At 72.0% G+C, this 26,006-nt stretch carries 27 protein-coding genes and 1 pseudogene; 15 read left to right on the top strand and 13 right to left on the bottom strand.

Annotation, left to right across the window (positions count from 1 at the left end; all coding sequences use genetic code 11):
- Positions 1 to 366 (top strand): annotated as a pseudogene (locus AB0P41_RS34145) (xylose isomerase); the annotation flags it as partial.
- A gap of 67 nt (positions 367 to 433) precedes the next feature.
- Here AB0P41_RS34145 and AB0P41_RS34150 read toward each other — a convergent pair.
- From AB0P41_RS34150 to AB0P41_RS34170, 5 genes are all read right to left on the bottom strand, one after another.
- On the bottom strand, positions 434 to 1,690 hold the full coding sequence (locus AB0P41_RS34150; protein ID WP_365935999.1) for an ROK family protein: 1,257 nt from the start codon (positions 1,688 to 1,690) through the stop codon (positions 434 to 436).
- Positions 1,691 to 1,745: 55 nt separating this feature from the next.
- The gene (locus AB0P41_RS34155; RefSeq protein ID WP_365936031.1) at positions 1,746 to 3,050 is read right to left on the bottom strand and encodes a phytase; all 1,305 of its coding nucleotides are present in this window, start codon (positions 3,048 to 3,050) and stop codon (positions 1,746 to 1,748) included.
- 175 nt (positions 3,051 to 3,225) lie between these two features.
- Positions 3,226 to 3,873 (bottom strand): DUF305 domain-containing protein, encoded by a 648-nt coding sequence (locus AB0P41_RS34160; protein WP_365936000.1) that lies wholly within the window; start codon positions 3,871 to 3,873, stop codon positions 3,226 to 3,228.
- Positions 3,870 to 4,520 carry a DUF3105 domain-containing protein gene (locus AB0P41_RS34165; protein ID WP_365936001.1) on the bottom strand — a complete coding sequence of 217 codons (651 nt, stop codon included), beginning with the start codon at positions 4,518 to 4,520 and terminating at the stop codon, positions 3,870 to 3,872. Before AB0P41_RS34165 ends, AB0P41_RS34160 begins: the two co-directional genes overlap by 4 nt.
- 124 nt (positions 4,521 to 4,644) lie before the next feature.
- Positions 4,645 to 5,076, bottom strand: coding sequence for a hypothetical protein (locus tag AB0P41_RS34170; RefSeq protein WP_365936002.1), 432 nt, complete (start codon positions 5,074 to 5,076; stop codon positions 4,645 to 4,647).
- A 61-nt stretch (positions 5,077 to 5,137) separates the two neighbouring features.
- Between AB0P41_RS34170 and AB0P41_RS34175 the strand changes: the two genes are divergently transcribed.
- On the top strand, positions 5,138 to 6,046 hold the full coding sequence (locus AB0P41_RS34175) for a phospholipid scramblase-related protein (RefSeq protein WP_365936003.1): 909 nt from the start codon (positions 5,138 to 5,140) through the stop codon (positions 6,044 to 6,046).
- Positions 6,047 to 6,072: 26 nt separating this feature from the next.
- On the opposite strand, the gene pcaD is transcribed toward AB0P41_RS34175, so the two are convergent.
- From pcaD to pcaH, 4 genes are read right to left on the bottom strand one after another with little or no spacing between them, the layout of a single operon-like run.
- On the bottom strand, positions 6,073 to 7,224 hold the full coding sequence (gene pcaD, locus AB0P41_RS34180; RefSeq protein WP_365936032.1) for a 3-oxoadipate enol-lactonase: 1,152 nt from the start codon (positions 7,222 to 7,224) through the stop codon (positions 6,073 to 6,075).
- A 2-nt stretch (positions 7,225 to 7,226) separates the two neighbouring features.
- Entirely contained in the window at positions 7,227 to 8,546 is a 1,320-nt protein-coding gene (gene pcaB / locus AB0P41_RS34185; RefSeq protein ID WP_365936004.1) for a 3-carboxy-cis,cis-muconate cycloisomerase, read from the bottom strand.
- Positions 8,546 to 9,115 (bottom strand): protocatechuate 3,4-dioxygenase subunit alpha, encoded by a 570-nt coding sequence (gene pcaG / locus AB0P41_RS34190; RefSeq protein WP_365936005.1) that lies wholly within the window; start codon positions 9,113 to 9,115, stop codon positions 8,546 to 8,548. Before pcaG ends, pcaB begins: the two co-directional genes overlap by 1 nt.
- Positions 9,115 to 9,858, bottom strand: a complete 744-nt coding sequence (pcaH, locus tag AB0P41_RS34195; RefSeq protein ID WP_356716789.1) for a protocatechuate 3,4-dioxygenase subunit beta — start codon at positions 9,856 to 9,858, stop codon at positions 9,115 to 9,117. The genes pcaG and pcaH overlap by 1 nt, the downstream gene beginning before the upstream one ends.
- Before the next feature lie 210 nt (positions 9,859 to 10,068).
- Between pcaH and AB0P41_RS34200 the strand changes: the two genes are divergently transcribed.
- Entirely contained in the window at positions 10,069 to 10,536 is a 468-nt protein-coding gene (locus tag AB0P41_RS34200) for a MarR family transcriptional regulator (RefSeq protein WP_356716741.1), read from the top strand.
- Between the two features lie 12 nt (positions 10,537 to 10,548).
- Here the strand turns inward: AB0P41_RS34200 and AB0P41_RS34205 are convergent, their stop codons facing one another.
- A complete protein-coding gene (locus AB0P41_RS34205; RefSeq protein ID WP_365936006.1) occupies positions 10,549 to 11,301 on the bottom strand; it encodes a VOC family protein in 753 nt (250 codons plus the stop codon).
- A 145-nt stretch (positions 11,302 to 11,446) separates the two neighbouring features.
- Between AB0P41_RS34205 and AB0P41_RS34210 the strand changes: the two genes are divergently transcribed.
- From AB0P41_RS34210 to AB0P41_RS34245, 8 genes are all read left to right on the top strand, one after another.
- Entirely contained in the window at positions 11,447 to 13,150 is a 1,704-nt protein-coding gene (locus AB0P41_RS34210; protein WP_356716745.1) for an FUSC family protein, read from the top strand.
- Positions 13,147 to 13,650 (top strand): MarR family transcriptional regulator, encoded by a 504-nt coding sequence (locus tag AB0P41_RS34215; RefSeq protein ID WP_356716747.1) that lies wholly within the window; start codon positions 13,147 to 13,149, stop codon positions 13,648 to 13,650. The genes AB0P41_RS34210 and AB0P41_RS34215 overlap by 4 nt, the downstream gene beginning before the upstream one ends.
- Positions 13,651 to 14,275: 625 nt before the next feature.
- Positions 14,276 to 15,904: an ATP-binding protein gene (locus tag AB0P41_RS34220; protein WP_365936007.1), complete on the top strand. Its 1,629-nt coding sequence runs from the start codon at positions 14,276 to 14,278 to the stop codon at positions 15,902 to 15,904.
- The gene (locus AB0P41_RS34225; RefSeq protein WP_014049573.1) at positions 15,901 to 16,308 is read left to right on the top strand and encodes a roadblock/LC7 domain-containing protein; all 408 of its coding nucleotides are present in this window, start codon (positions 15,901 to 15,903) and stop codon (positions 16,306 to 16,308) included. Before AB0P41_RS34220 ends, AB0P41_RS34225 begins: the two co-directional genes overlap by 4 nt.
- A complete protein-coding gene (locus tag AB0P41_RS34230) occupies positions 16,305 to 16,673 on the top strand; it encodes a DUF742 domain-containing protein (protein ID WP_033302786.1) in 369 nt (122 codons plus the stop codon). Before AB0P41_RS34225 ends, AB0P41_RS34230 begins: the two co-directional genes overlap by 4 nt.
- Positions 16,654 to 17,268, top strand: a complete 615-nt coding sequence (locus tag AB0P41_RS34235) for an ATP/GTP-binding protein (RefSeq protein WP_356716751.1) — start codon at positions 16,654 to 16,656, stop codon at positions 17,266 to 17,268. The genes AB0P41_RS34230 and AB0P41_RS34235 overlap by 20 nt, the downstream gene beginning before the upstream one ends.
- Before the next feature lie 73 nt (positions 17,269 to 17,341).
- Complete coding sequence (locus tag AB0P41_RS34240; protein ID WP_365936008.1) at positions 17,342 to 18,871, top strand: cytochrome P450; 1,530 nt, start codon at positions 17,342 to 17,344, stop codon at positions 18,869 to 18,871.
- 82 nt (positions 18,872 to 18,953) lie between these two features.
- Positions 18,954 to 20,297, top strand: coding sequence for a 6-phospho-beta-glucosidase (locus AB0P41_RS34245; protein WP_365936009.1), 1,344 nt, complete (start codon positions 18,954 to 18,956; stop codon positions 20,295 to 20,297).
- A gap of 4 nt (positions 20,298 to 20,301) precedes the next feature.
- Here the strand turns inward: AB0P41_RS34245 and AB0P41_RS34250 are convergent, their stop codons facing one another.
- A complete protein-coding gene (locus tag AB0P41_RS34250) occupies positions 20,302 to 20,742 on the bottom strand; it encodes a hypothetical protein (protein ID WP_356716757.1) in 441 nt (146 codons plus the stop codon).
- Positions 20,736 to 21,194: an ATP-binding protein gene (locus AB0P41_RS34255; RefSeq protein ID WP_356716759.1), complete on the bottom strand. Its 459-nt coding sequence runs from the start codon at positions 21,192 to 21,194 to the stop codon at positions 20,736 to 20,738. Before AB0P41_RS34255 ends, AB0P41_RS34250 begins: the two co-directional genes overlap by 7 nt.
- A gap of 205 nt (positions 21,195 to 21,399) precedes the next feature.
- Here AB0P41_RS34255 and AB0P41_RS34260 point away from each other — a divergent pair, with 205 nt between their 5' ends.
- The 4 genes from AB0P41_RS34260 (at position 21,400) to AB0P41_RS34275 (ending at position 23,893) form a co-directional block, all read left to right on the top strand.
- Entirely contained in the window at positions 21,400 to 22,260 is an 861-nt protein-coding gene (locus tag AB0P41_RS34260; RefSeq protein WP_356716761.1) for a helix-turn-helix transcriptional regulator, read from the top strand.
- Positions 22,260 to 22,496 carry a DUF397 domain-containing protein gene (locus tag AB0P41_RS34265; RefSeq protein WP_014152862.1) on the top strand — a complete coding sequence of 79 codons (237 nt, stop codon included), beginning with the start codon at positions 22,260 to 22,262 and terminating at the stop codon, positions 22,494 to 22,496. Before AB0P41_RS34260 ends, AB0P41_RS34265 begins: the two co-directional genes overlap by 1 nt.
- Positions 22,497 to 22,561: 65 nt before the next feature.
- The gene (locus tag AB0P41_RS34270; RefSeq protein ID WP_356716763.1) at positions 22,562 to 23,371 is read left to right on the top strand and encodes an SAM-dependent methyltransferase; all 810 of its coding nucleotides are present in this window, start codon (positions 22,562 to 22,564) and stop codon (positions 23,369 to 23,371) included.
- Between the two features lie 72 nt (positions 23,372 to 23,443).
- Positions 23,444 to 23,893, top strand: coding sequence for a YchJ family metal-binding protein (locus AB0P41_RS34275; protein WP_365936010.1), 450 nt, complete (start codon positions 23,444 to 23,446; stop codon positions 23,891 to 23,893).
- Between the two features lie 13 nt (positions 23,894 to 23,906).
- On the opposite strand, the gene AB0P41_RS34280 is transcribed toward AB0P41_RS34275, so the two are convergent.
- On the bottom strand, positions 23,907 to 25,979 hold the full coding sequence (locus AB0P41_RS34280) for an MDR family MFS transporter (protein WP_365936011.1): 2,073 nt from the start codon (positions 25,977 to 25,979) through the stop codon (positions 23,907 to 23,909).
- Positions 25,980 to 26,006 lie beyond the last annotated feature (27 nt).

The raw sequence follows: 26,006 nt of genomic DNA on the forward strand, positions 1-26,006 counted from the left end.
CAGGCCTTCTGGCTCGTCGACCTCCTGGAGAGCGCCGGCTACGACGGCTCCCTCCACTTCGACTTCAAGCCGGTACGCACCGACGGCATCGACGGCGTCTGGGAATCCGCGAAGAACTGCATGCGCAACTACCTCATCCTCAAGGAGCGCACCGCCGCCTTCCGCGCCGACCCCGCCGTCCAGGAAGCCCTCACCGCCTCCCGCCTCGACGAACTCGCCCGCCCCACCGCCGACGACGGCCTCAAGGCCCTCCTCGCCGACAGGACCGCCTACGAGGACTTCGACGCCACCGCCGCCGCCGAACGCTCCATGGCCTTCGAAGCCCTCGACCAGCTCGCCATGGAACACCTCATCGGCGTCCGCTGACCCCACCCCCCGGCGCCCGGCGGTGACGCACCACCGCCGGGTCCCGGGGTCGCGGCAGGACCCGGTGTCAGGCGTCCAAGGGCGCGGACAGGGCGTACGCCACCGGGTCCGCCAGCACGTCCTGCACCACCAGCGCCGCCGCGCCCCGCGCCGCGTCACCGGCGACGGACGACGCGCGCAGCCGGCCGCCGCCCCGGGACCAGAGGCCGGACACCACACGGCCGGTCAGCTCGTCGTCGGCAGGGGGCGAGAGCCACGGCATCAGCCCGCGGTATATCCCGCCGAGCACCACCGCGTCCGGGTCGAACAGATTGACCGCGCCGGACAGCACCTGACCCAGCATCCGGCCGGCGTCGGCCACGGCGGCCAGTGCCACGGGGTCACCGGCCCCCGCCCGCCGCTCCAGCTCCATCACTCCGGCCGCCCCGCCCGCGGCCCCGTCGATGCCGGCCGCGCGCAGCAGGGCCGACTGGCCGGCGTACTGCTCCAGGCAGCCGCGCGAGCCGCAGCGGCACTCCGGGCCCGCGGGGTCCACCACCACGTGCCCGATCTCCCCGGCGAAACCGTGGGCGCCGCGCAGCAGTTCGCCGTCGAGTACGAGGGCTCCGCCGACACCGATCTCGCCGGTCAGATAGAGGAAGCTGCGGACCGCGTCGAGTCCGCCGAACCACAGCTCGGCCAGCGCCGCGAGATTCGCCTCGTTCTCCGAGCGCACGGGCAGCGGTGCCGTGCCGGGACGCAGTCCGGCGAGGGCCTCGGCGAACAGCTCCTCGGCGGCGACCTCGTTCCAGCCGAGGTTCGGCGCCTGGCGCACCGAACCGCCGGAGACGAGCCCCGGCAGCGCCAGCGCCGTGCCGACCGGGTACAGATCCTGCTCCCGCGCCGAGTCCAGGGTGCGGGCCGCGATCGCCGCCGCCCGGGCCAGCACCTCTTCCGGCGGGGCCCCGCGGTTGTCGAGGTGCTCGGTCTGCCGCACCCGGCCGGTGCCCGCCAGGTCCACGACGCACACCGACACGTAGTCGATGTTGATCTCCACGCCGAGCCCGGCCGGCCCGGTGCGCGCCACCTTCAGGGCCGTGCCGGGGCGCCCGGCCTGACCGCTGAACGTCTTGCCCGACTCGGTCACGAAGCCGCTGTCCAGCAGCTGCTCGACCAGGGAGGACACCGCGGCGCGGGTGAGCCCGACCCGGGCCGACACTCCGGCCCGGGTCGCCTCGCCGGCCTCGCCCTCGTCCCGCACGGCGCGCAGCACGAGGCTCAGGTTGTGGCGCCGCACGGTGTCCTTGTCGGCCTTGGACCCCAGGGGCGTGAGGTAGCTCTTCATATCGTCGACGAGCCTATGTGATGCCCCTCGGGACCCCGCTCGCGGTACGAGGGCGCTACATGTCCGCCGCGTCCGTCACCGCGCCCAGGTCGACGAACTTGAAGCCGGTCGCCTCCCGGCCCTCCTCATCGCCCGACGCGGACGTCTCGTGCCCGTCCTGGACCACGAGCAGCCCGTGCGGGTAGCGGGAGCCGAGCGGTGCGTTGAGTACCGCGGCGCCGTCGCACTCCTCGCTGCCGTCGAGGTCCGCAGACACGGCGGTGACGCGGAAGCCGCCCTCGTACTCGTTGTCCTCGGAGACCTCGCGGTCGTACAGCGCGAAGCTGTTGTCACCCTGGCCGGACGCCATGAGGTAGCCGTCGCCGCCGGACTCCCGGAAGAGGGTCAGGCCCTCCACGTCGGCCGCCAGCCGCTTGCCGCCGAAGCCCGGGTCGGTACCGGGGGCGCACTCCTCGGTCTCCGGGTCGTACGTCCCCGGCACGCCGTACTCCTTCACCTTGTCCACCAGGACCGGGCGCCCGTTCAGCGCGGCCGGCAGCCGCCAGACACCGACGTCCTCCTGTCCGGCGTAGAGCGTGCCGTCGTCCGGGTCGACGACCATGCCCTCGACCTGGGGCAGCTCGCCCGGCTCGCCGCACGGCGTCCACGCGGTGCCGTCCGGGAGCCGGAAGGACGAGGGGAGCGAGAAGGTGCGTACCTTGCGGTAGCCCACTGTGCCCGTCGCCGTCGGCCGCAGCTCCAGCAGCGCGAGGTCCGTGGTGTTGCGGCGGCTGACCAGTGCGTACGACCGCCCGGAGGAGCGGTCCTGCCAGGTCGCGAGGCCGTAGGCCGTCCGCTGTTCGTTGATCTCGGCCTGGTCCGACGAGAAGACAGGGGCGGCGTCAGGGGCCGTCACGTCCTTCAGCGGGCCGCCCGGCTGCGACGGGTCGACGCGGTAGATACGGAGGCGGTCGTTGCCCCGGTCGCTCACCACGGCCACGTCGGCGCGACCGGACGGGGTGCGGAGCCCGGTCACGAGGTCGACGTTGTTGAACCTGCCGGGGGCGTCGTCCTCCGTGGCGGGTGCCGGCGCCGGGACCGACTGGACCAGGGACGCGTCGAGACCGTAGACCCGGAGCCCGCCCTCCTTGGCGGTCGCGACGACCAGGCTGCGCCCGGGGTCGGCGTCGTTGCGCCAGATCGCGGGGTCGTCGGCGTCGGCGTTGCCGCCCGCCTCGTCGTCGTACAGCGGGGCCGTCTCGGCCGTCGCGCCGACGGACGGCAGCGACTGTGCGTGCGCCGGGGACAGCGGGACCAGAGTGATCAGTGCCGTGCCGAGGAGGGCGGTTGCCGCCGGCCAGGGGGAGCGGTGCATGCGCACGGATGCTTCCTGTCGTGAGAGGGACATGTCCATGACTCGTCAGGAAGTGTCGGGCGGGTGAGCGCTGCCCCGGTGTCGTGTCCATGAGGGGGACATGGGCGCCAGGTGAATTCGCGGGGGCGGGCGGGGCCGGCGACGTGTGCCACCGGACCCGCCCGTCACCCGCCCCGGGGGCTCAGGGCCGCGCGCCCCGGGCCTCCAGCATGTCCGCCATCAGCGAGATCTCCGACTCCTGGGCACGGGCCATCCCGGCAGCCAGGTCCCTGATCTCGTCCGTGCCCGCCGAACCGGCGGCCGCCCGCGCCATGTCGGCCCCCGCACGGTGGTGGACGGTCATCAGCCGCAGGAAGCGCACCTCCGCGTCCCTGCCCCGGGCCGCGCGCAACGCCTCCAGCTGGGTGTCCGTCGCCATGCCCGGCATCAGGGACCCGTCGGACGGGGTGACCGGGTGGCCCATCCACTCCATCGGCGGCCGGTCCGAACTCTTGGGCCGGTCCCAGGACTCCAGCCAGCCCAGCATCATGCCCCGCTGGTTGGCCTGCGTGTTGATGATGTCGTACGCGAGACGGCGCACGTCCTCGTCCTCGGTGCGGTCCCGGACGACGAACGCCATCTCCACCGCCTGCTGATGGTGGACCGACATGTCCCGGGCGAACCCCACATCGGCCGAGCTCTCCGCGGGGACGCCACCGGGCGCCCCGGAGCCCGACGGGGAGGCCGCCGACGGCCGTACGACCATCAGCAGTACGAGCCCGACGGCCACGACGAACACCGCGGCTCCCGACCACGCCAGCGAACGCGGAACACGCGCGGACGAGGTCACTTGGCGACCCCGCCGGAGCAGGCGGCGCCCGGCTCGGGGGTCTGCGCGCCCTGGACGTACTTGGTGAAGAACTGCGCCACGCGGGCGTCGGTGGCGCTCTTCACGGTGAGCTGCTTGCCCCACGCGCTGAGCATCAGCGGGTCCTTCTGGTCCTTCACGGGGCTCATCAGGGAGTAGGGCGTCCTGGCGACCCGCTCGGAGAGCGCCTTCACGTCCGCCTCCTTCGCCTTGTCGTTGTACGTGACCCAGACGGCGCCGTGCTCCAGGGAGTGGACGGCGTTCTCGTTCGGTATCGCCTCGGTGTAGACGTCGGCGTCGCAGTTCATCCAGACCGGGTTGTGATCACCGCCGACGGGCGGGTTCATCGGGTAGTCGACGGGCGTCTGGACATGCTCCTGGGTCAGGTCGTCCCAGGACTTCTCGCCGGTGACGGGTGACGTCCTGGCCTGTTCCTCGGCCTTGTCCTGCTCGTCGGCGGCCGACATCAGGTAGCCGCCGCCGGCGACGAGGCCGGCGACCACGACGACGGCCGCGGTGATGGTGATGATGCGGCTGCGGCGCTCGCGGGCCCGCTCCTTGCGACGCGCCTCGTCGAGCTTGGCGCGGCGTGCGGCGGCGGCGGTGTTCTGGTTCTTGGGGGAAGCCATGTCTGGTCCTCGGGTTCGGCGGATCGCGTGGCGCGGACGGCGCGTCACGCGGGGGAACGGGCACACGGACGAGCCACCTCCCGCGCGCCGGGGACGGCGCGGAGGGTGGATCGGAACGGGAGGCCTAGATCCGCTGGACCTGAAGACGCAGATGGTCGACAGCGCCCACGCTGTCGTTGGCGGGGCCACGGATGGCCGCGGCACCGGTGAGCGGGGCGGTACGGAGCGCCGCCGACGGGCAGGGCAGGGCGACGGGAGCGGGGTGACCGGGCAGCACGACGGCCGTCGAGTGGTCCGCCGTCCCGTGACAGGAACTGCCGATCCCGCGCTCGTCAGGGGCGTCGGCCACCACGACCGACGCGGCAGCCGAGGGCACGGGGGTGAAGGCCCTCGTGGCCGTCGCGGAAGGTGCCTCGGCACGGGGCGAGGCCGTGGCCGCCGGTGAGCAGCAGAAGAACACCGCCACGAGCATCAGCGCCCAGACCGGGGCGGCGGGCAGGCCTCTGCCGCTCCGTCGCCCTTCGGTCCACACGCTCGCTCTGGTCATCGCCGCCATCGTAGATGGTGTGTGAAACTTCAATGAGTCGGCCCACAGATTGGCAGGATAGTGTGCCCCGGTGACGACGCAATCGAACGTACCTGCTGGTTGGCATCCGGATCCCCACGGCGCGCCCCAGTTGCTGCGCTACTGGGACGGCTCCCGGTGGACCGAGCACACGCACCCGGCCCAGGCCCCCGCTCAGCCGCAGGCCGCGCAGTCCCCGGTCGCCAACCCGTACGCCGCTCAGCCGAACCCCGCGGCGCCGCAGCAGCAGGTCCCCGCCCAGCAGTTCGCCCCCCAGCAGGCGGCAAGCCCGCAGCAGGCCGCTCCCCAGCAGGCGGCAAGCCCGCAGCAGGCCGCTCCCCAGCAGGCCGGGCCCGGCGGCGGCACGCTCTTCGACCAGCAGGTCCTGGTCGTGAACCAGAAGGCCAAGCTGATCGAGCTCACCAACGAGTACAGCGTCTTCGACCAGCAGGGCAACACCCTCGGTTCGGTCGTCCAGGTCGGCCAGAGCTCCGTGCGCAAGGTGCTCAGGTTCGTCTCCAGCGTCGACCAGTACCTCACGCACCGCCTGGAGATCCGCGACGCCTACGGGCAGCCGCAGCTGCTCCTGACCCGCCCGGCGAAGTTCATCAAGTCCCGGGTCGTCGTCCAGCGCCCGGACGGGCAGCCCGTGGGTGAGATCGTCCAGCAGAACGCCATCGGCAAGATCAACTTCGCCGTCATGGCCGACGGCCGGCAGATCGGTGCGATCAAGGCCGAGAACTGGCGCGCGTGGAACTTCGCCATCGTCGACCACAACGACGCCGAGATCGCCAGGATCACCAAGACCTGGGAAGGCCTGGCGAAGACGATGTTCACCACGGCGGACAACTACGTGCTGCAGATCCACTACCAGCTCCCCGAACCGCTGCTGAGCCTCGTCGTGGCGACGGCGCTGACCGTGGACACCGCGCTCAAGCAGGACTCCCGCGGTCTCGGCTGATCCGCGCGGGGGCCGCCGCCCCGGTCTCAGGCCTGCGCCGTCCCCTTCCGCTCCTCCTCCGCCAGCTCCGCCAGCACCCGCTCAGCCACGGCGAACGCCGAATTCGCCGCCGGGACCCCGCAGTAGACCCCCGTCTGCAGGAGCGCGGCCCCGATCTCGCGAGGGCTGAGCCCGTTGCGCACCGCCGCGCGGACATGCATCGCCAGCTCGCCGTGGTGGCCGTGGGCGACCAGGGCGGTGAGCGTGATCAGGCTGCGTTCGCGCCGGGACAGCGTGGGGTCGGTCCAGATCTCGCCCCAGGCGTAGCGGGAGATGAAGTCCTGGAAGGGCGCGGTGAACTCCGTGGTCGCAGCCTGTGCCCGGTCCACGTGCGCGTCGCCGAGGACCTCGCGGCGCACCGCCGTCCCGCTCCCGGGCTCCCGGGACGCGAAATGGGCGCGCAGCGCCTCCCGTACGGCCGCCGGACGTTCGGCGGGAGCCAGGTGGGAGGCGCCCGGCAGTTCGGTCAGCGCGGCGCCGGGGATGTTGTCGGCGAGCTCCCGGGCGTGCGCGGGCGGCGTCGCGGGGTCCTCGCGGCCCGCGACGACCAGCGTCGGCGCCCGTACGTCCGACAGTCCGGGCCGCAGATCGCAGTCGGCGAGCGCGTCGCAGCACGCGGCGTACGCCCCGGGGTCCGTGCCCAGCAGATCGTCGAGCAGCCGGGGTTCGGTGAAGCCGGGCGTGAACCAGCGGGCCGCCGCGCTCTCCGCCACCTTGCCGAGGCCCTCGGTGCGTACGAGAGCCGCACGCTCCCGCCATGCCCCCGGGTCGCCGAAGTGCGCGGAGGAGCAGACGACGGCCAGACGGTCGACGCGCTCCGGGTGATGGACTGCGAGCCAGAGGCCCACGGCTCCGCCCAGCGACACCCCGGCGTACGAGAAACGGTCCAGGGACAGCGAGTCGGCCAGATCCAGGACCAGGGCGCCCAGATCGGCGATCCTCGCCCCGGGGCCGATCAGACCGGCCGGCGAGCCGCCGTGGCCCGGCAGGTCCCACCGTACGACCCGGTGCGCGGCGGAGAGTTCGGGGGCGACCCCGTCCCAGAGCGCGGTGGAGGTGCCGAGCGACGGGCCGAGCAGCAGCGGGGGAGCGCTCGCCGGTCCTTCGGCGCTGTGGTGGAGGAGGCGGTCGGGTGTCATGGTCATCGGCGCTCCAGAGCGCGGTCGGTGAGGGGGCCGGCGCAGCCGGTGTAACGGGCGGGGTCGGTCAGTTCCGCGAGGTCCAGCCCTTCGAAGGCCGGCTCCCCGGCGAGGATCTCGGCCAGCGGTCCGCCCCCCTCACGGGCACGGCCGGCGGCCTCGGTGAGGATCTCCTTGGCGCGGGCGGGTCCCACCCGTGCGGCGGCGACGGCGGCCAGCCGCTCCGAGACGATCAGCCCGCCGGTCAGTTCCAGGTGGCTCCACATGGCCGACGGGAACACCTGGAGCCCCTCGGCGAGTTCCGCCGCGTCCCGCGCGGCCCCGCCGACCAGGCGCAGCAGGTCGCGCAGCGGCTCCCATTCGGCGTGCCAGGCCCCGGCGGGCCGTTCGTCCTCGGCGGTGAGCGAGCCGTACAGCGTGGCCGCGAGCCCCGGCGCGCGTCGCGCCGCGGCGGCGATCAGGGTGGCACGGACCGGGTTGGCCTTGTGCGGCATCGCGGAGGAGCCGCCGCCGGATCCCTCCGCCACCTCGGTGATCTCGGTACGCGACAGGGTCAGCACATCGGCCGCCGCCTTGCCGAGCGCACCCGCCGTGAAAGCGAGCGCACCGGCCAGGTCCGCGACCGGGGTACGCAGGGTGTGCCACGGCAACAGCGGCTCGGCCAGGCCCAGTTCCCGTGCGTAGGCGTCGACGAGTTCCAGGCCCGCTCCGTCGGTGGTGAAGGCCGCCAGCGTCCCCGCCGCGCCACCGAGCTGCACGGGGAGCGTGCCGCGGACAGCTCGCACCCGGTCCCGGGCGTCGAGCACCAGCGACCGCCAGCCGGCGGCCTTCAGACCGAAGGTCGTCGGCACGGCGTGCTGGGTCAGGGTGCGGCCGGGCATCGGCGTGTCGCGATGCGCGGCGGCGAGCAGCCCCAGCGCGTCGGCGGTCCGCCCCAGGTCGTCGAGGACGAGCGCCAGGGCCCGCGACGCCACCAGCATCGCCGCCGTGTCGAGGATGTCCTGGCTGGTCGCACCCCGGTGCACGAACGGGCGCGCGTCCTCGTCGACGGCCGCGGTGAGGGCGGCGACGAGCGGGATCACCGGATTGCCGCCGGACCGCGCCCGCAGCGCCAGCTCCCGTACGTCGAACCCGCCGTGAACGGCCGCCGCGGTGACGGCCCGTCCCGCCTCGGCGGGGGCGAGCCCGGAGGCGGCCTGCGCGCGGGTGAGCGCCGCCTCGGCGTCCAGCAGCGCCCGCAGGAAGGCGTGGTCGCCGGTGGCGGTCTCGGCGGCGGAGCCGGCCCGTCCGGGTGCGAGGAGACCGGCGTCGCTCTCGTGCATCAGCTGAACTCCAGGAAGACCGTCTCGTCGTCACCCTGGAGACGGATGTCGAAGCGGTAGGTGCGGGGGTCCGTGCGTGTCGCGATCAGTGTGGCGCGCCGCTCCGCGTCCAGCGACTCCAGGAGCGGATCGGCCTCCGTGAGCCCGTCGAGCAGATCGGGAAGGTACACACGGGTGTAGAGGTGGTGGACCAGGCCGCGGGCGAACACGGCCGCACAGAGGTACGGGACGCCGCCGGGCGGGAGCGTACGCACGAACCAGTGCCCGGCCGCGTCCGTCGGCGCCCGGCCGAACCCGGTGAAGCCCACCCCGTCGCGTCCGATCACCTTGCCCGTCGCGGGGTCGCGGCGCAGTGACCCCGGCAGACCCGCGCGCGAGCCGTCGGGCGCGGGCTGCCAGGTCTCCACGATCGCGTCGGGTACGGGATCGCCCCGGCCGTCGAGCACGCGGCCGTGGACCGTGACCGTGCCGGGGTGGCCGGCGGGGGCGACCTCACTGCCGCCGGGGAAGGGCAGCGCGTAGCCGTAGAACGGCCCCACGGTCTGGGAGGGGGTCGGGAGGTGGGACATCAGGCGTCGCCTTCTTCCTCGGTCCAGGTGGCGCACGGTCCGTCGAGGACGATGTCCCAGCGGTAGCCGAGGGACAGCTCGGGAACGGAGAGGCCGTGGTCGTACGTCGATATGAGCCGCTCGCGCGCGGCCCGGTCGGTGACGGACCTGATCACCGGGTCGTAGGGGAGGAGCGGATCGCCCGGGAAGTACATCTGGGTGATGAGCCGCTGGCTGAACGAGGTGCCGAACAGCGAGAAGTGGATGTGCGCGGGGCGCCAGGCGTTGGTGTGGTTGCGCCACGGGTAGGCGCCCGGCTTGACGGTCGTGAAGGAGTAGCCGCCGTCCTCGTCGGTCAGGCAGCGTCCGAAGCCGGTGAAGTTCGGGTCGAGCGGAGCCGGGTGCCGGTCGAGCTGGTGGGCGTAGCGCCCGGAGGCGTTGGCCTGCCACACCTCGACGAGCTGGCCCCGCACCGGCCGGCCCGCCCGGTCCAGCACCCGCCCGCTGACGGTGATGCGCTCGCCGAGCGGCTCCCCGTGGTGCTGGGCGGTGAGATCGCGGTCCAGCGCGGTCACATCGCTGACACCGAAGGCCGGACCGGACAGCTCCACCGCCTCCGGGTCGCGTACGGGGATGAGCGAGCGGTGCGGGTGGCGGAAGTGGCTGCTGCGGTACGGGGGATAGTCGCGCGGCGGGTGATGAGCGCCCGGCTCGGCGGCCGCCTGGGCCCTGGCCACCTCGGAGTCGATCTCCTGCTGGCTCATCCCGTCGGGCAGCGGATATGCGGGAAGGTCACGTGCGGTCATGTCACGGCTCCGTGATTGCTGAAATGCTCAGTGCACTGAGTAAAAAGCGATGGCCATGAAGCTACCCAGGGCTCACTGTTGAGGTCAAGACCCTCAGTACACTGTCCATCTCGGCATCCCAGCCGACGGAGCCGACGGCCGACGGCCGTCAGAGAGAGGGGCGGTGCCGTGCAGGCGGTCGACCTGAGCACCCACCCCGGGCATCTGGCCCGGCGTCTTCAGCAGGCGCATCACCTGCTCTGGAACAGCATGGTCTCCCAGGAGATCACCTCGCCCCAGTTCGCCGTCCTCAACGCCCTGACCGCGGAACCCGGCCTGGACCAGCGGACGGTGGGGGAACGGGTCGGCCTCGACCGGTCCACCGTCGCCGAGGTGATCACGCGGCTGCTGCGCCGGGAGCTGCTGGACAAGGTGCGGGACCCCGGCGACGGGCGGCGCTTCCTGCTCCGGCTCACCGACGAGGGTGTGCGGATCCACCGGCGGCTCGCCCTGCGCACGGTCGGGATGAACCAGGTCTTCCTCGGTCCGCTCTCCGCGGAGGAGCAGGAGACGCTCTTCGGTCTCATGCGCCGGGTGGCGGACGCGGCCGAGGCCTTCCGGACCCCGGAGGAGGCCGCGCACCCCGCCCGGCGGTGACGGCGGGGCACCTCAGGGCGTGTGGATGCCGAACCGCGCCCCTTGCGGGTCGAGGAGCACCGCGACCCAGGGCCCGCCGGGGATGTGCGTCGGGGGCGCGAGCGGCTCGCCGCCCGCGGTCAGGGCCCGGGCGGCGGTGGCCTCGGTGTCGGACACGGTGAAGTAGGGCAGCCAGTGCGGTGGCGCATCGGCCCGTTCGTCGTCGTCCTGCACCTTCATGCCGCCGAAGTCGGCCCCGTCCGCGCCCCAGTGGGTGAAGTGCGCGGAGCTGCTGACCGTCCAGTCGAACACCGACGGGTAGAAGGCGAGGGCGCTCCCCGGATCGGGGGTGCGGAGCTCGGCCCAGCCCAGGGTCCCCGGATCGTTCAGGCGCCCCGCGCCCCGGAAGGCACGGGCCTGCCAGAGCGAGAAGACCGCGCCCGACGGGTCGGCGGCCACGGCGAATCTGCCCTGGTCGAAGACGTCCATCGGTCCCAGCAGTACCGTGCCGCCGGCCGAGCGCACGGCGTCGGCCGTGGCGTCCGCGTCCTCGACGGCGAAGGAGACGGTCCAGCCGGGCCGCTGCCCCGGCCGGTAGAGAGGGCTGAAGGCCGCGACGGCGTCCTCACCGAGTCGTGCCGTCGTGTAGCCGCCCGCCTCCGGCCGCGGATCGGTCTCGGAGCGCCAGCCGAAGAGTCCCGCGTAGAACGTCTGGGAGGCCTGCACGTCCGAGGTGCCCAGCTCGACCCAGCAGGGTCCACCGGGCACCGGTTCACTGGGCTTCATGCGGTTTCCTCCCGAGGCGCGCCGACCGTCGCGTTCCTACGCTGTTGTGCAGCACGCTAGGGCCGCGCGCAGAGGGCGGCTACCGGAGACGGCCGGGTGCGGCCGACAGGTCTTTTACGTGTGTAACACCTGCTAAAGTAAATGGGTGAGTGATACAGCCGTGCGAACCCGGAAGCCATCCGTCCACAAACTGCCGCTCGCCGGTGTCCTGAGGCTGAACAGCCCCGCGGAGATCTGGTACAAGCCCGCGCTGAGCGTGGTGGTCGCCTCGGCCGTCCCGAACCTGCTGCTGTACTCCCTCGACCGCCTCGACCTCGTCATGTACACGATGGCGGGGTCGCTCTGCGCGCTCTACGGACACAACCTGCCGTACGCCCGAAGGGCCCACACCGTCCTCCGCGTCATCCTCGGGATGGCGGCCGGTCTCGCCGTCGCGCTGGTGACCGCCTCGCTCACCGACTCGACCGCCCTGCTGATCGGTGTCGGCGCGCTGCTCGCGGCCGTGCAGAAGACCTTCTGCGACGCGACGCGCATCGGCCCGCCCGGCAACGTGATCTTCGCCTTCGTCACGTCCGCCGCGCTCTTCGCCCCCCAGGAGCTCGGCCAGGTGCCGGGGCACATGGCCCTGATGCTGGCCGCCGGCGCCTTCTCCTGGCTGGTCACCGCCGGCCCGGCACTGTGGCACAGGGAGGGCCCCGAGCGTCTCGCCACCGCCCGCGCACTCGACGCCGCCGCGGCGCACGCGGCGAGCCCCGACGCCCGGACCCGGCACGCCGCGGCCACGGCGGTCCAGGCCGCCTGGCAGTCGCTGCTCGCCGCCGGACGCCCCACCCCCGTACGCCAGGGGCTCGAACGGCTGGTCGTCCACGCCGAGCGGGCCCTCGCCACCACCGCGTCCGGTGGGCGGGTCCCCGGCGCCGGCCCCGACGAGCTCCGCCGGTGGGCGGTGGGGACCCGGGCCCGCGGCCCCGTGCCCAGCCCGCCCCCCGCGCCCGGCACGGTGGAACACCTCTTCGGGATCGACGCCGAGCGGGCCGGACAGCGGATGCGGCGCGGCCGGCGCGAGGCCCGGCACAGGCTGCTCCGCGCACTGGGCCCCGGCTCCCCGGTGCTGCCCGTCGCCTTCCGTACGCTCGTGGGCTGCGCCCTGGCCGGTTACGTGTCCTCGGCGCTCGGCGTCGGGCACCCGTACTGGGCCATCGTGACCGCGGCCTCCGTCTACCAGCCCAACCTCACCCTCTCGTGGAGCAGGGCCCTGCAGCGGACCGTCGGCAACCTTCTCGGCGTGCTGGTCTTCGCTGCCGTCATCCCGCTCGCCCGGATCAGCCCGCTCGTCCTCGTCCTGTGCGTCCTGTTCTTCAACTTCGCGGCCGAGGCCCTGATCACCCGTAACTACTGGCTCGGTTCCATCGCCGTCACCCCGATGGCCCTGCTGATCCTCGAATTCGGCGGGTTCCAGCCGGCCGGTGAGCTCATCGCCGACCGTGCCCTGGACACCCTCGTGGGTGTCGCGGTCGGCTTCCTCGCCGCGATCGCCGTCACCAACCGCCGGGCGTCCGGACGCGTGGAACGGGCCCTCGCCGCGGCAGCGGATGCCCGGGACCGCGCCGAACGGGCGGTCGCCGACCCGGCAGCCGACGCCCTCGCACTCGAAACGGCGCGCAGGAGGCTGACCGCCTCCCTCGTCGAGCTGCGCGACGCGAGTGACATCGCCTCGGGCGAGTGGTGGCAGCGCGCCCTGCCCGAGGAAGAGCTGCTGGCGGCCGAGCAGGCGGGACACCGTACGCTCGCGGCGACAGCACAACGGCAGGGGTTGATCACCCTGCCCCCGGCGAACGGAGCGGTGTGACCGACGACATCGTGGCCTCGGTGGTACGGCAGTGGCAGGCCGTCAACCCGGGGCTCGACACGGGACCGATGGAACTCATCGGCCGCATCAACCGCTGCGCGGCCCTGCTCCAGCAGGCCGAGGACGCCCCCCTGCGGGCCGCGGGGCTCACCCGTGCCGAATTCGATCTGCTCGGCGCCATGCGGCGCACCGACCGGGAGCTCACGCCGGGCGAGCTGGCCAGGGAGACCTTCTCGTCCGGAGCCGCCGTCACCAAACGGCTGCGCGCCCTGCAGGAGTCCGGTCTGATCGGCCGCCGGAGCGATGCCAGGGACCGCAGGGTCGCCCACGTCGGGCTGACCGAGGCGGGACGGGACCTGGTCGACCGTCTGCTGCCGGAACAGCTCGCGTACGAGCGGTCGGTGCTCTCCGGACTCGACGAGGAGACCCGCAGCGGCCTCAGCGGACAGCTCGGCGAGCTGCTGGTGCAACTGGAGGGCCGGCTCGGCGGCCGCCGCTGAGGCCGCGCCGCCCCGGCGCGGACCGGCAACGGGCGAGCGAGCCCGTCCCTGCGGGCGGTGGGGCATCCTCACCGACGGTGAGGGCCGGCAACGGCCACGCCGCCCCCGGGTCGAGGCCCGGTGACCGGGCGGCACCCTCCCCGGGAACTCCGCCTGAAGCTTCGTGCATTCGTTCGTCGCTCAGGGATCTGCTCCTTTCGGTCCGATTCGATCACCTGTGCCCTCGTCTCTCTCTGCGGTGCACTTCTGTACGTACACGCTGACGGCTGTTGCTCGTGTGTGCGTTTTATTTCTTGTTTGCGCTGGGAACTCGCGCATCGGTGCGAACATCTCGGATTCGCACTGTCCCGCAGGGTGGGACAGACGCGTCTGCTTTCTCCCGATTCCTGCAAGGCATCACTCCCCGTACACGCCCGACGGCGTTGAGTGCAAAAACTGGCGAGTGTATTACCGCCCGCGTCCTCGCGCAGGCGGTTGGGCGAATATGCCGAAGCACTGTTCTGATCTGGCTAGGCTCACGCGCAGTGAAGTCGAGTTGATATGCATTCGAGCACTTGTTCACCAATGTGTGTACTCGTGCCGTGCGTCCCGAATACCTTCCCGAATCAACCGCCAGAGGGTTTAGATGGTCCGTGTTGAATCACCGCCGACCAAAAGAGACATCCCCGTAGTGCGTGCGGCGCTCCTGCCCGTCGTGATGATGGCCGGCGCGACAGCCGCAGGCGCCGTGCCGGTCACCGGGGCCACACGGGCGGCAGTCGTCTGGTGCGGTGCGATCGCCACAGTCGTGGTCGCCACGCTCACCGTCGTGCTGAACCGCCGGCGCCGGGCGATGCGCGTCCAGCGCGCCGAGTACGAACAGCGCATCGCCGCCCTGGAACACCGCGTCGCCACCTACGACCAGGAGACCGAGAGGCTCAGCAAGGAACTCCTGCCGGCCGCGATCCGCAGGCTGCGTGCCAGCAACTCGCCGCAGGAGGTGATGCGCGACATCGTCGACGCGGACGCGTCGTACCGGAACCTCCCCAAGGCGCAACGCGCCCTGGTCCTCCAGGTTCTCGACATCATCGACAACGAAGAGGCGATGCGTGACTCCGCGCAGCGCGCCTTCGTCAGCGTCGCCCGCCGGGTCCAGGCCATCGTCCACCGACAGGCCAGCGAACTCCGGGAGATGGAGGACCACCACGGGCGTAACCCGGATGTGTTCGACGACCTGCTCCGCATCGACCACGGCACCGCGCTGATCGGCCGGCTCGCCGACTCCATCGCCGTACTCGGCGGCGCCCGCCCCAGCCGCCAGTGGCCCAAGGCCGTACCGCTGTTCAGCGTGCTGCGCGGCGCCATGTCCCGGATCCTGGAGTACCAGCGCGTCGATCTGCACTCGATCGCCAAGGTCGCCATCGTCGGCACCGCGGTCGAGCCGCTCATCCACGCCTGCGCCGAACTCCTGGACAACGCGACGCGTTACTCGCCGCCCCAGACGCGGGTGCACGTCACCGCGGTCGAGGTGCAGACCGGCATCGCCATCGAGATCGAGGACGGCGGCGTCAGCCTCAGCGAGGAGGCCCGCGCGCGGGCCGAGAACATGCTCGCCCAGGCCCAGGCCGGCATCAACATGAACGACCTGGGGGAGTCCCCGCGACTCGGCATGGCAGTCGTCGGCCGCCTCGCCCGCATGTACCAACTCCAGGTCTCCTTGCGGCAGTCCGCGTACGGAGGGGTCCGCGCCGTACTCATCGTGCCGCGCGACATGATCACCACCGGCCCCGCCCCCGGCATCGCGCACGGCATCGGCGCCACCTCGCGGCCCCAGAGCTCGCTCGACATGTCGCAGATGAAGCACGTCGTCCCGCCGCGCGGCAAGCACAAGGCGCGCCCCGCCGCGACAGGGCCCGTCCCGTCGCTCGCGTCCCCGGCGCCGGCCCCCGCACCGGCGGCGTCCGCCGCACGGTCCGCGCCCACCGCCTCGGCCATGGGCGACGACGAGATCGTCGTGACCGAGTGGACCGAGGGCGGACTCCCGCAGCGCCGGAGCCGAGGGCGCGCACCCCTCGGTTCGCACAACCTCCCGCAGCAGTCGGCACCGGCCCCTGAGCCGGCCGCCCGCAACGGGCACAACGGACAGGGCGGCGGCTCCACGGCACCGCCCGGTCTCTGGCTGGAGGCCTTCACCCAGGCCGTCAACGGTGTGCCCAAGGAGCCGAAGCACGACACAGAATCTGACGACGTGTGGGACAAGGGAGACGAGAAGTGATCCAGCAGCGGGGAAACATGGACTGGATGCTCAAGGAACTGGCCGACGACGTACCGAGCATCCACCAGATCGTGGTGCTCTCCGCCGACGGCCTCCGCATCGCCCGGCACGGCGGCGACCCCGACGTCGCCGACCGTCTCGCCGCCGCCTGTGCAGGGCTGCAGAGCCTGGCCGCGGCCGTCGCCACCGAGATCCCCTACAGCGACGGCCTGATGAAGCTCGTCGTCATCGAGGTCACCGGAGGGTTCTTCTACCTGATGGCCGCGGGCACCGGCGCCTACCTCGCGGTCCTCGCCGGCGAGACGGTCGACGCCGGACTGGTGGGTGCCCGCATGCGCGACATGGTCGTCCGTATCGGCGCACACCTGACGAGTCCCCCGCGCCACGACGGGCAGGCCGGATGAGTCCTCCCCGGCGAGAACGCCGTAAGGCCGACCCGGCGGTGAGCGACCCGGAACGGCTGTACGTGATCACCGGCGCCCCCGACGGTGAAAGAGCGGAACTCGACCTCGTCACGATGGTGGTGGCGCAGGCCGAGCCGTCGCCGACGGTCCAGCCCGAGCAGGCCGCGATCCTGCGGCTCTGCAAGGCGCCGTTGTCCGTCGCCGAGATCTCGGCCTATCTGAGCCTCCCCTTCAGTGTGGTCACTTCGCTCCTGACAGAACTCCTGGCGACCGAACTGATCGAGTCGCGCGCGCCCATCGTCCGCGCCGCGCTCCCGGACCGGTCCCTCCTCGAAGCGGTGATGCATGGACTTCAGAAGCTCTGACACGATCACGGGCCCCCGCAGTGAGGACGTCCTTCCCGACACGGCCACGGCCGCGGTGAAGGTCGTCGTCGTCGGCGGGTTCGGGGTCGGCAAGACGACCATGGTCGGCTCGGTCAGCGAGATCCGGCCCCTGACCACCGAAGAGACCATGACCCAGGCCGGTGTCGGCGTGGACGACAACGTGGGTGTGGAGACGAAGACCGCCACCACCGTCGCCATGGACTTCGGGCGGATCAGCCTCAGCGACGAACTGATCCTCTACCTCTTCGGCACACCCGGCCAGGAGCGCTTCTGGTTCCTCTGGAACGGACTCTTCGAAGGAGCGCTCGGGGCCGTCGTCCTCATCGACACCCGTCGGCTCCAGGTCAGTTTCGACGTCATCGGCAGGCTGGAGGAGCGTGGCGTCCCGTTCGTCGTGGCCGTCAACACCTTCCCCGGAGCGCCGCGTCATCCCGTCGAGGCCCTGCGCAGCGCCCTGGACCTGCCGGACGAGGTCCCGATGATCGACTGCGACGCCCGGCTGCGCACCTCCAGCCGCGATGTGCTGATGACCCTGATGCGTTATCTGCACCGCCTTGCCGTGCCGCTCGCCTGACGGCGGCACACACCTCTGTCTCTGAAACGGGCCCTGTCCCCACTCGCCCGGTCACGTCTTACCTGGAGCCACTGTGACAACCCCCTTCCAGCACGAACCCGGATCGGCCACCGGCCCGGTGCCGCCCCCGCAATGCCCCGCGCACGGCATGGGCGGCATCGGGCCCGGCGGACTGCGCCGGCTGTACGGTCCGGAGGCCGAGGCGGACCCCACGGGCCTGTACGAGAAACTGCGCGCCGAACACGGCACGGTGGCGCCCGTCCTGCTGCACGAGGACGTGCCCGCCTGGCTGGTGCTCGGACACAGCGAGAACCTCCACATGACCCGGACCCCTTCGCAGTTCTCCCGCGACTCGCGGCGGTGGCGCGGACTGCAGGACGGCAGCGTGGCCCCGGACCACCCGCTCGCCCCGCTCTTCACCTGGCAGCCGGTGTGCTCCTTCGCCGAAGGCGCCGAACACGAGCGGCTGCGCGGCGCGGTCACCGACAGCATGGCGCGCATCGACACCCGTGGCGTGCGCCGGCACATCAACCGGTACAGCAACCGGCTCGTCAACGACTTCTGCCGGGAAGGCCGGGTCGAGCTGGTCAGCCAGTTCGCCGAGCGCCTCCCGATGATGGTGATGTGCGCGATCATCGGAATGCCGGAGGAGTACAACGACCGTCTGGTCCAGGCCGCCCGCGACATGACGCGGGGCTCGGAGACCGCGGTCCAGAGCAACGCCTACGTCATCGGCGCACTCGACCGGCTCGTCCAGCGCCGCCGGGCGGTCCCCGCCGAGGACTTCGCCACCTGGCTGGTCGAACACCCCTCCGGCCTCACCGACAAGGAGGTCAGCGAGCACCTGCGGGTGGTACTGATCGTCGCCTACGAGACGACCACCAACCTGATCGCCAACGTCCTGCGCATGGTCCTCACGGACCCCAGGTTCCGGGCCAGGCTCAGCGGCGGGCACATGACCGTGCCCGAGGCGGTCGAGCAGACGCTGTGGGACGAGCCGCCCTTCACCTCCGTTCTCGGCCGCTGGGCGGTGGGCGACACCGAGCTGGGCGGACAGCAGATCAAGGCGGGGGACGCCCTGATCGTCGGCATCGCGCCGGCCAACACGGACCCCGCGGTGCGGCCCGACCTCACCGTCAGCATGGAGGGCAACCGCGCCCACCTGGCGTTCAGCAGCGGTCCCCACGAGTGCCCCGGTCAGGACATCGGGCGCGCCATCGCCGACGTCGGCGTCGACGCCCTGCTGATGCGCCTGCCCGACCTGGAACTCGGTGTCGACGAGGAGAAGCTGACCTGGGCCGGGAACTTCATGTCACGGCACCTGGTGGACCTGCCGGCGGGCTTCGCCCCCACCCCGGAGCAGGAGATCGACGCCGAACCGCTGCCCGCGGTGTCCCGGTCCCGTTCGCGCGCCGACTGGGAGGTGTCGTCCCCCGTCACCCCCCGTGGCCCCATGGCAGCCCCGGCGGGCCAGGTCCCGGCCGGAGTGCGCACAGCCGGACCGCAGCACGCGGAACCGGGTGAAGGCGCTCTCATCCCGGCGCAGCGCAGCGGGCCGACGAAGATCTGGCGCGCCGTCGTGCGGTGGTGGAACGGCCACTGACACCGGCACCGCCCGCCGTTCCCGGCACCCCGGACCCGCGGGTCCGGGGCAACCGGCTGCCGGGCCCGTACCATCGAGCAGCGTGAAGCTGACAATTCTTGGCGGCGGCGGATTCCGGGTCCCTCTGGTGTACGGGGCACTGCTCGGCGATCACGCCGAGGGCCGCGTCTCGCGGGTGACCCTGTACGACACGGACGCGGAACGGCTCACCGCCGTCGCCCGGGTCCTCGACGAACAGGCGCGGGGTATCCACGACGCGCCCGCGGTCGTCGCCACCGACGATCTCGACGAGGCACTGCGCGGCGCGGACTTCGTCTTCTCCGCGATCCGCGTCGGCGGCCTCGAAGGCCGCGCCGCGGACGAGCGCGTCGCACTCGACGAAGGCGTCCTGGGTCAGGAGACGGTCGGCGCGGGCGGTATCGCGTACGGGCTGCGCACCGTGCCCGTCGCGGTCGCACTCGCCCGGCGCATCGCGCGGCTCGCCCCCGACGCGTGGGTCATCAACTTCACCAATCCCGCCGGGCTGGTCACCGAGGCCATGTCCCGGCACCTCGGCGACAGGGTCATCGGGATCTGTGACTCCCCGGTGGGGCTCGGCCGTCGCATCGCCCGGGTCCTGGGCGCCGACCCGGACCGTGCCCGGGTCGACTACGTGGGGCTCAACCACCTCGGCTGGGTGCGTGGCCTGGAGATCGACGGCCGTGACGAACTCCCGCGCCTGCTCGCCGATCCCGACCTGCTCGGCTCCTTCGAGGAGGGCCGGCTCTTCGGGGCGGACTGGCTGCGCTCCCTCGGCTCGATCCCCAACGAGTACCTGCACTACTACTACTTCAACCGGGAAGCGGTCCGCGCCTACCAGGAGGCGGAGCGGACCCGCGGCGCCTTCCTCCGCGACCAGCAGGAGGGCTTCTACGCCCGGATGAAGGATCCGGCGGCCCCGGCGCTCACCACCTGGGACCGTACGCGGGCCGAACGGGAGGCCACGTACATGGCGGAGAACCGCGACGTGGCCGGGGCCGGCGAACGTGAGGAGAGCGACCTGGACTCCGGGGGCTACGAACAGGTGGCACTCGCCCTGATGCGGGCCGTCGCCCGCAACGAACGGACCTCCCTGATCCTCGACGTACGCAACCGGGGCACCCTCTCGGTGCTTGACGAGGACGCCGTCATCGAGGTGCCCTGCCTGGTCGACGCCAACGGCGCCCACCCCGTGGCCGTCGACCCGCTCCCGTACCACGCGGTCGGCCTGGTCACCGCGGTGAAGGCCGTCGAACGCGCGGTGCTCGAAGCGGCGGAGACCGGCTCGCGTGCCGCGGCCGTCAAGGCCTTCGCCCTGCACCCGCTGGTCGACTCCGTCTCCGTGGCCCGCCGGCTGGTCGACGGGTACACGAAGGTCCACCCCGGTCTCGGCTACCTCACACCGTGACCTGTCAGGGAGCGGGCACGGCCTTCGGCCGGCCGGACGGGTCCCAGGACGGCACGACACCGGTGACCTGACAGACCATGAGGAAGAGCGGAATGGGCGGCGTGTAGGGCGTACGGCTGTCGGGCGCGTGGATCAGCCTGGGGCGGCCGGAGGGGACGTAGGCCCCGGCGGCGTACGACGCCTGCTCCGGCCAGTCCAGGTCGAGATCCGAACCCGACGGGACGATCCACCACCACCGGTCGGCGTCGGCGAAGACGCATCCCGCACGCGGCAGATGAGACATCAGCCTGAATCCGTACCGCGCGGGCACGCCCACCGCGTCGCAGCCGAGGCTCGCCGACAGGGCGGGCGGCAGCGGAAGCCGGACCCGGCCCGGTGCGCCGTCCTCCTCCGGGAGCCGGGTGCGACGCGCGCCGAGCAGCTGGGACAGGGCGTTCCTCAGCATGCCGGCCCCGGGCCGTACGGCAGTTCGGCCCATACGATGCGCCCGGAGTGGTTCCCCGCGTCGTGGGACCCCCACGCACTGCTCATGGAGTCGACGAGCAGCAGACCGCGCCCGTGCTCCCCGTCGGCGGTGAGAGACAGCCGGGGGCCGCCGGGCTGATGCCCCTGGTCCTGTACGGCTATGCGCAAACGGCCGCCCTCGCAGCTGAGTTCGCAGACGACCCGGGCGCTCACGGTGTGCACCACCGCGTTGGTCACCAGCTCGGAGACGATCAGCACCGCCGCGTCGTGGGCGTCCCCCGCCAGCCGCCAGTCCGCCAGCCGGGCCCGCGTGAGACGTCGGGCGCCGGCCACCGACTCGGGGTGCGCCGGCAGCGCGAAGCAGTAACGGAGCGCTTCCGCCCCGGGGCTGAGGTCCATGAGCCGGGGGATGAGCGCACTGCCAGGTGCCACGACCGATTCCTCACAGTGGGGGCTGTGTCACGCTTCGCACCGTCCCGGAACGGGCGGACGCGACGAAGCGAACTTGGTTCGGTTACCAACTCTCCCCCTGACATGAACACTTGGCAAGAGGCACTCTGAAAAATTCAGAGTGACTGTGTCCCTGGAGCCCTGCTCGTGGCACACTGCTCGCACACAGCGCATCGGGAGGTCTGAAGTGAGCGAACCGCGGTCGGCCCCGACCGTGGGCCAGGTCGTTCTCGGTAAGCGTCTGCAGGACCTGCGGGAACGCGTGGGCCTGAGCCGGGACCAGGCGGCGAAGGTGCTCCGCGTCGCCCCCGGGACCATACGCAGGATGGAGACCGCCGAGGTCGGGCTGAAGATCCCGTACGTCCAGCTCCTCCTCAAGGCCTACGGCATCACGGACGCCGAGACCGACGCCTTCGTCGAACTGGCGGAAGAGGCCAACAAGCCCGGTTGGTGGCAGCGCTTCCACGATGTGCTGCCCGACTGGTTCAGCATGTACGTCAGCCTGGAGGGCGCCGCCAGCCTCCTGCGCACGTACGAACCGCACTTCGTCCCCGGGCTGCTGCAGACCGAGGACTACGCGCGCTCCGTCCTGCGCACCGGCGCCGTCGGCCAGACCCGGCCCGCCGACATCGAGCGCCATGTGGCACTGCGGATGGAACGGCAGGCACTGCTCACCAAGGCGGAGGCGCCGAAGCTCTGGGTGGTCATGGACGAGACGGTCCTGCGCCGCCCCGTCGGCAGCCCCGACGCCATGCGGGCCCAGGTCGACCGCCTGCTCGAAGCGACCGACCTGCCCAACGTGACGCTGCAGATCGCGGAGTTCGCGACCGGCCACCACCCGGGCACGTACGGCCCGTTCGTCCTCTTCCGCTTCGCGGTCCCCGAGCTGCCCGACATGGTCTACAGCGAGTACCTGACGGGCGCCGTGTACTTCGACGCGCGCCCCGAGGTGGCCTCCTACCTCGAGGTCATGGACCGAATGGCGGCGCAGGCCGCGACTGCACAACGCACGAAGGAAATCCTCAGGGACTTCCGCAAGGAGCTGTGATGAACCACATATACAACGGCATGCCGGCCGCCGACCTCGGCACCGAAGGCTGGTACAAGCCGTGGAGCGGTGGTAACGGCGGCAATTGCATCGAGGCCATGAAGCTGGCCGACGGCAGGGTGGCGGTCCGGCAGTCCGCGGACCCGGACGGCCCCGCACTCATCTACTCCAACGGCGAGATCGCCGCCTTCATCCAGGGCGCCAAGTCCGGGCAGGCCGATTTCCTTCTCACCTGACGCACGGGCCGCCTATTGTCACACCACACGCTGTTCGCCGAAGTCCCCGACCAACGGAGTGCGTCATGACCGGGCAGGACCCCCAGGCCGTCGAGATCGACACGAGCAAGCCGCATCCGGCGCGGATGTACGACTGGTTCCTCGGCGGCAAGGACAACTACCCGGTCGACGAACAGATGGCCCAGCAGCTGCTCGCCCTGGACGCCCGCGGCCGTGACATGGCCCGGGTCAACCGTGCCTTCATGCACCGGGCCACCCGATGGCTCGCGGAGAACGGTGTGCGGCAGTTCCTCGACATCGGCTCGGGCATACCCACAGAGCCGAATCTGCACCAGATCGCCCAGCGGACCGCCCCGGACGCACGCGTCGTCTACTGCGACAACGACCCGATCGTCCTCGCCCACGCGGCGGCGCTGCTGCGCTCCACCCCCGAGGGCGCCACCGAATACATCCAGGCCGACGCCCGCAAGCCCGACGCCATCCTGGAGGCGGCGGGCAAGATCCTCGACTTCGACCGGCCGATCGCGCTCTCCCTCCTCGCCCTGCTGCACTTCGTCGACGACGAGGACGGGGCCGCCGAGCTCGTCGACCGCCTCGTGGAGCGGCTGCCCTCCGGCAGCTATCTGGTGCTCTCGCACACCACGGGTGACTTCGACCCCGAGGGCGCGGCCCAGGCCCGCGCCATGTACAAGGCGCGGGGGATGACCCTGCGGCCCCGCTCGCGCGCCGAACTCACCGCGTTCTTCCACGGCCTCGAAATCGTCGCGCCGGGCGTCTCGCTCTCCGCGGACTGGCGTCCGGAGCTCGGCGAGGTCATCGACGTACCCGGCGTCGAGCCGATCCCCGGTTACGCGGGCGTGGCGCGCAAGCGCTGACCGCGCACGGCGGGGGACCGCCGGCCACCGCCCCGTTCCCGGGCGCCCCGGTCGGCAGGCCACAATGGACATATGTCACGACGCACCTCACGCCCCCGCCGGCCGGAAGCCCCGCAGGCAGGACCCCCGCGGATCACCCCCGAGACACCGTGCCCGTGCGGTCTGCCGGCCGTCTACGGGGAGTGCTGCGGCCGGCTGCACGCGGGCGCCGTCGCCGCCCCGACGTGCGAGGCGCTGATGCGCTCGCGGTACGCCGCCTTCGTCGTCCGGGACGCCGGATACCTGCTGCGCACCTGGCACCCGGCGACCCGCCCGCCGGCCGTCGACTTCGACCCGGCCCTGCGCTGGGAGCGGCTGGAGATCCTGGCCACCACCGAGGGCAGCGCCTTCCACACCACCGGTACGGTCACCTTCCGCGCCCACTACACCGACGACGGCAGGCCCGACTCGCTCCACGAGCAGAGCCGCTTCGTCCGCGAGCAGGGTGCCTGGGTGTACGAGACCGCCGTCTTCGTCGAGTAGACGTCCGCCCGGGTCAGGCCGGGACCCGCGCCCGCTCGGGCGCGGCCAGCTGCTGCTGCAGGTCCTCCGCGAGCAGCCGCTTCGCGATCACGTCGACCGCCGCGCGCAGCTGCCCGTCGTCGGGCCGGGCGCCGTCCTCGGCCAGCCGGTCGTTGAGCCAGCGGCCCCAGGCCGCCGAGATCGTCGCCGCCTCACGGCTGCCCGCGGCCGTGTGGGTGAAGAGCCGGCCGTCCCCGGTGAGATAGCCCTCCTCGATCATCCGGTCGAAGACGGGCACCAGCACCTCCGGCGGGACCCGGTGCCGGGCGGCGATCAGCGTGAGTCCCGCGTGGCCCACCATCCGGGTGAAGAGGTCGACCTGCATAACCGCCCAGGCCCCCGCCATGTCGAGCCGGGTGTCGGAGTCCGCGACGATCCGCCGGGCGGTGTCGGGACCGGCCTGGTGCAGGATCCTGGCCACGGAGGATTCCAGAACCTTCGCCGCGTCCCCGGTGCTCGGCTGGGCGAAGCCCTCGCCCATGTCGGTCGAGCCCGCACGGGCGCTGTCGCGCAGCTTCACCTGCTTCAGGAAGAGGGAGACCACGAACCCCAGCAGGGCCACCGGCACCGTCCAGAGGAACACCGTGTGCAGGGTGTCCGCGTACGCCTGGGCGAGGGGTGCGGTCTGGTCGGCGGGCAGGGCGTGCACGGCCTTCGGATTCTCCGCGACCCGCGCGAGCGAGGCCGGGTCACCGCCGGCCCGCGCCGCCTGCTCGACGCCCTGCGTCAGATTCGGGCGGAGGGAGTTGGCGTAGATCGTGCCGAACACCGCCGTGCCGAACGAGCTGCCGAGCGTACGGAAGAACGTCACACCGGACGTGGCGGTACCGAGGTCCGAGTAGTCGACGGTGTTCTGCACGGCGATCGTCAGCACCTGCATCGACAGGCCGATCCCGATGCCCAGTACCAGCATGTACAGCGACTCCATCCAGACGCCGCTGCCCGGGCCCATCCGGGACAGGAGGAAGAGGCCGACGGCCATCACGAGCGAACCGATGACGGGGAAGACGCGGTAGTGGCCGGTCTTGCTCACCACGTTGCCGCTGAAGATCGAGGCCGCCAGCAGCCCCACCACCAGGGGCAGGGTCCGCACCCCGGACAGGGTCGCCGAGTCCCCGTCGACGTACTGCAGATAGGTCGGCAGATAGATCATCGCGCCGAGCATGGCGAAGCCCACGATGAAGCTGAGGATGGAGCAGACCGCGAACACCGGGTTGCGGAACAGCCGCATCGGCAGCATCGGCTCCTTCGCGCGTGTCTCCACGACGCAGAAGAGCGCCAGGGCGACGAGACCTCCGATGAAGAGGCCGATGATGACCGGTGAGCCCCAGGCGTACTCGTTGCCGCCCCAGCTCGTGCCGAGGATCAGCGCGCTGGCACCGACGGCGACCAGCGCGATGCCCAGGTAGTCGATGACCGGGCGTCCGGGCGCGCGCACGGAAGGGATGGTCCGGGCGGCGGCGATGACCACCACGATCGCGATCGGCACATTGACGTAGAACGCCCACCGCCAGGTCAGATGGTCCGTGAACAGCCCGCCCAGCAGAGGTCCGACCACCGTGGCGACTCCGAAGACCGCGCCGATCGCCCCCTGGTACTTGCCCCGGTCGCGCAGCGGGATGACATCGGCGATCAGCGCCATGGCGGTGACCATGAGCCCGCCCGCGCCGATGCCCTGCAGACCCCGCCAGACGATCAGCAGCAGCATGTTCGATGCGAGGCCGCAGAGGAACGAGCCGAGGATGAAGATGACAGCCGAGATCTGGAAGATCAACTTCCGGCCGAAGAGATCGCCGAACTTGCCGACCAGGACCGTTGCCACGGTCTCCGCAAGCAGATACGCAGTGACGACCCACGACATGTGCTCCGCGCCGCCGAGGTCCGAGACGATCGTGGGGAGTGCCGTCCCGACGATCGTCTGGTCCAGCGCCGCGAGCAGAATCCCCAGGACGATCGTGGCGAACACGATGTTCCGGCGTCTGGGGTCGAGGACGGGTGGCGCTGCGGCGCTCTGCGTGGCGGGGGCTCTCTCGCTGGCAGTGGTCACCCTCGCACCCTCGCCCCCGGCCCGCCC

The sequence above is a fragment of the Streptomyces sp. NPDC079167 genome (genome assembly GCF_040686735.1).
In the GTDB taxonomy this organism is placed as follows: Bacteria; Actinomycetota; Actinomycetes; order Streptomycetales; family Streptomycetaceae; genus Streptomyces.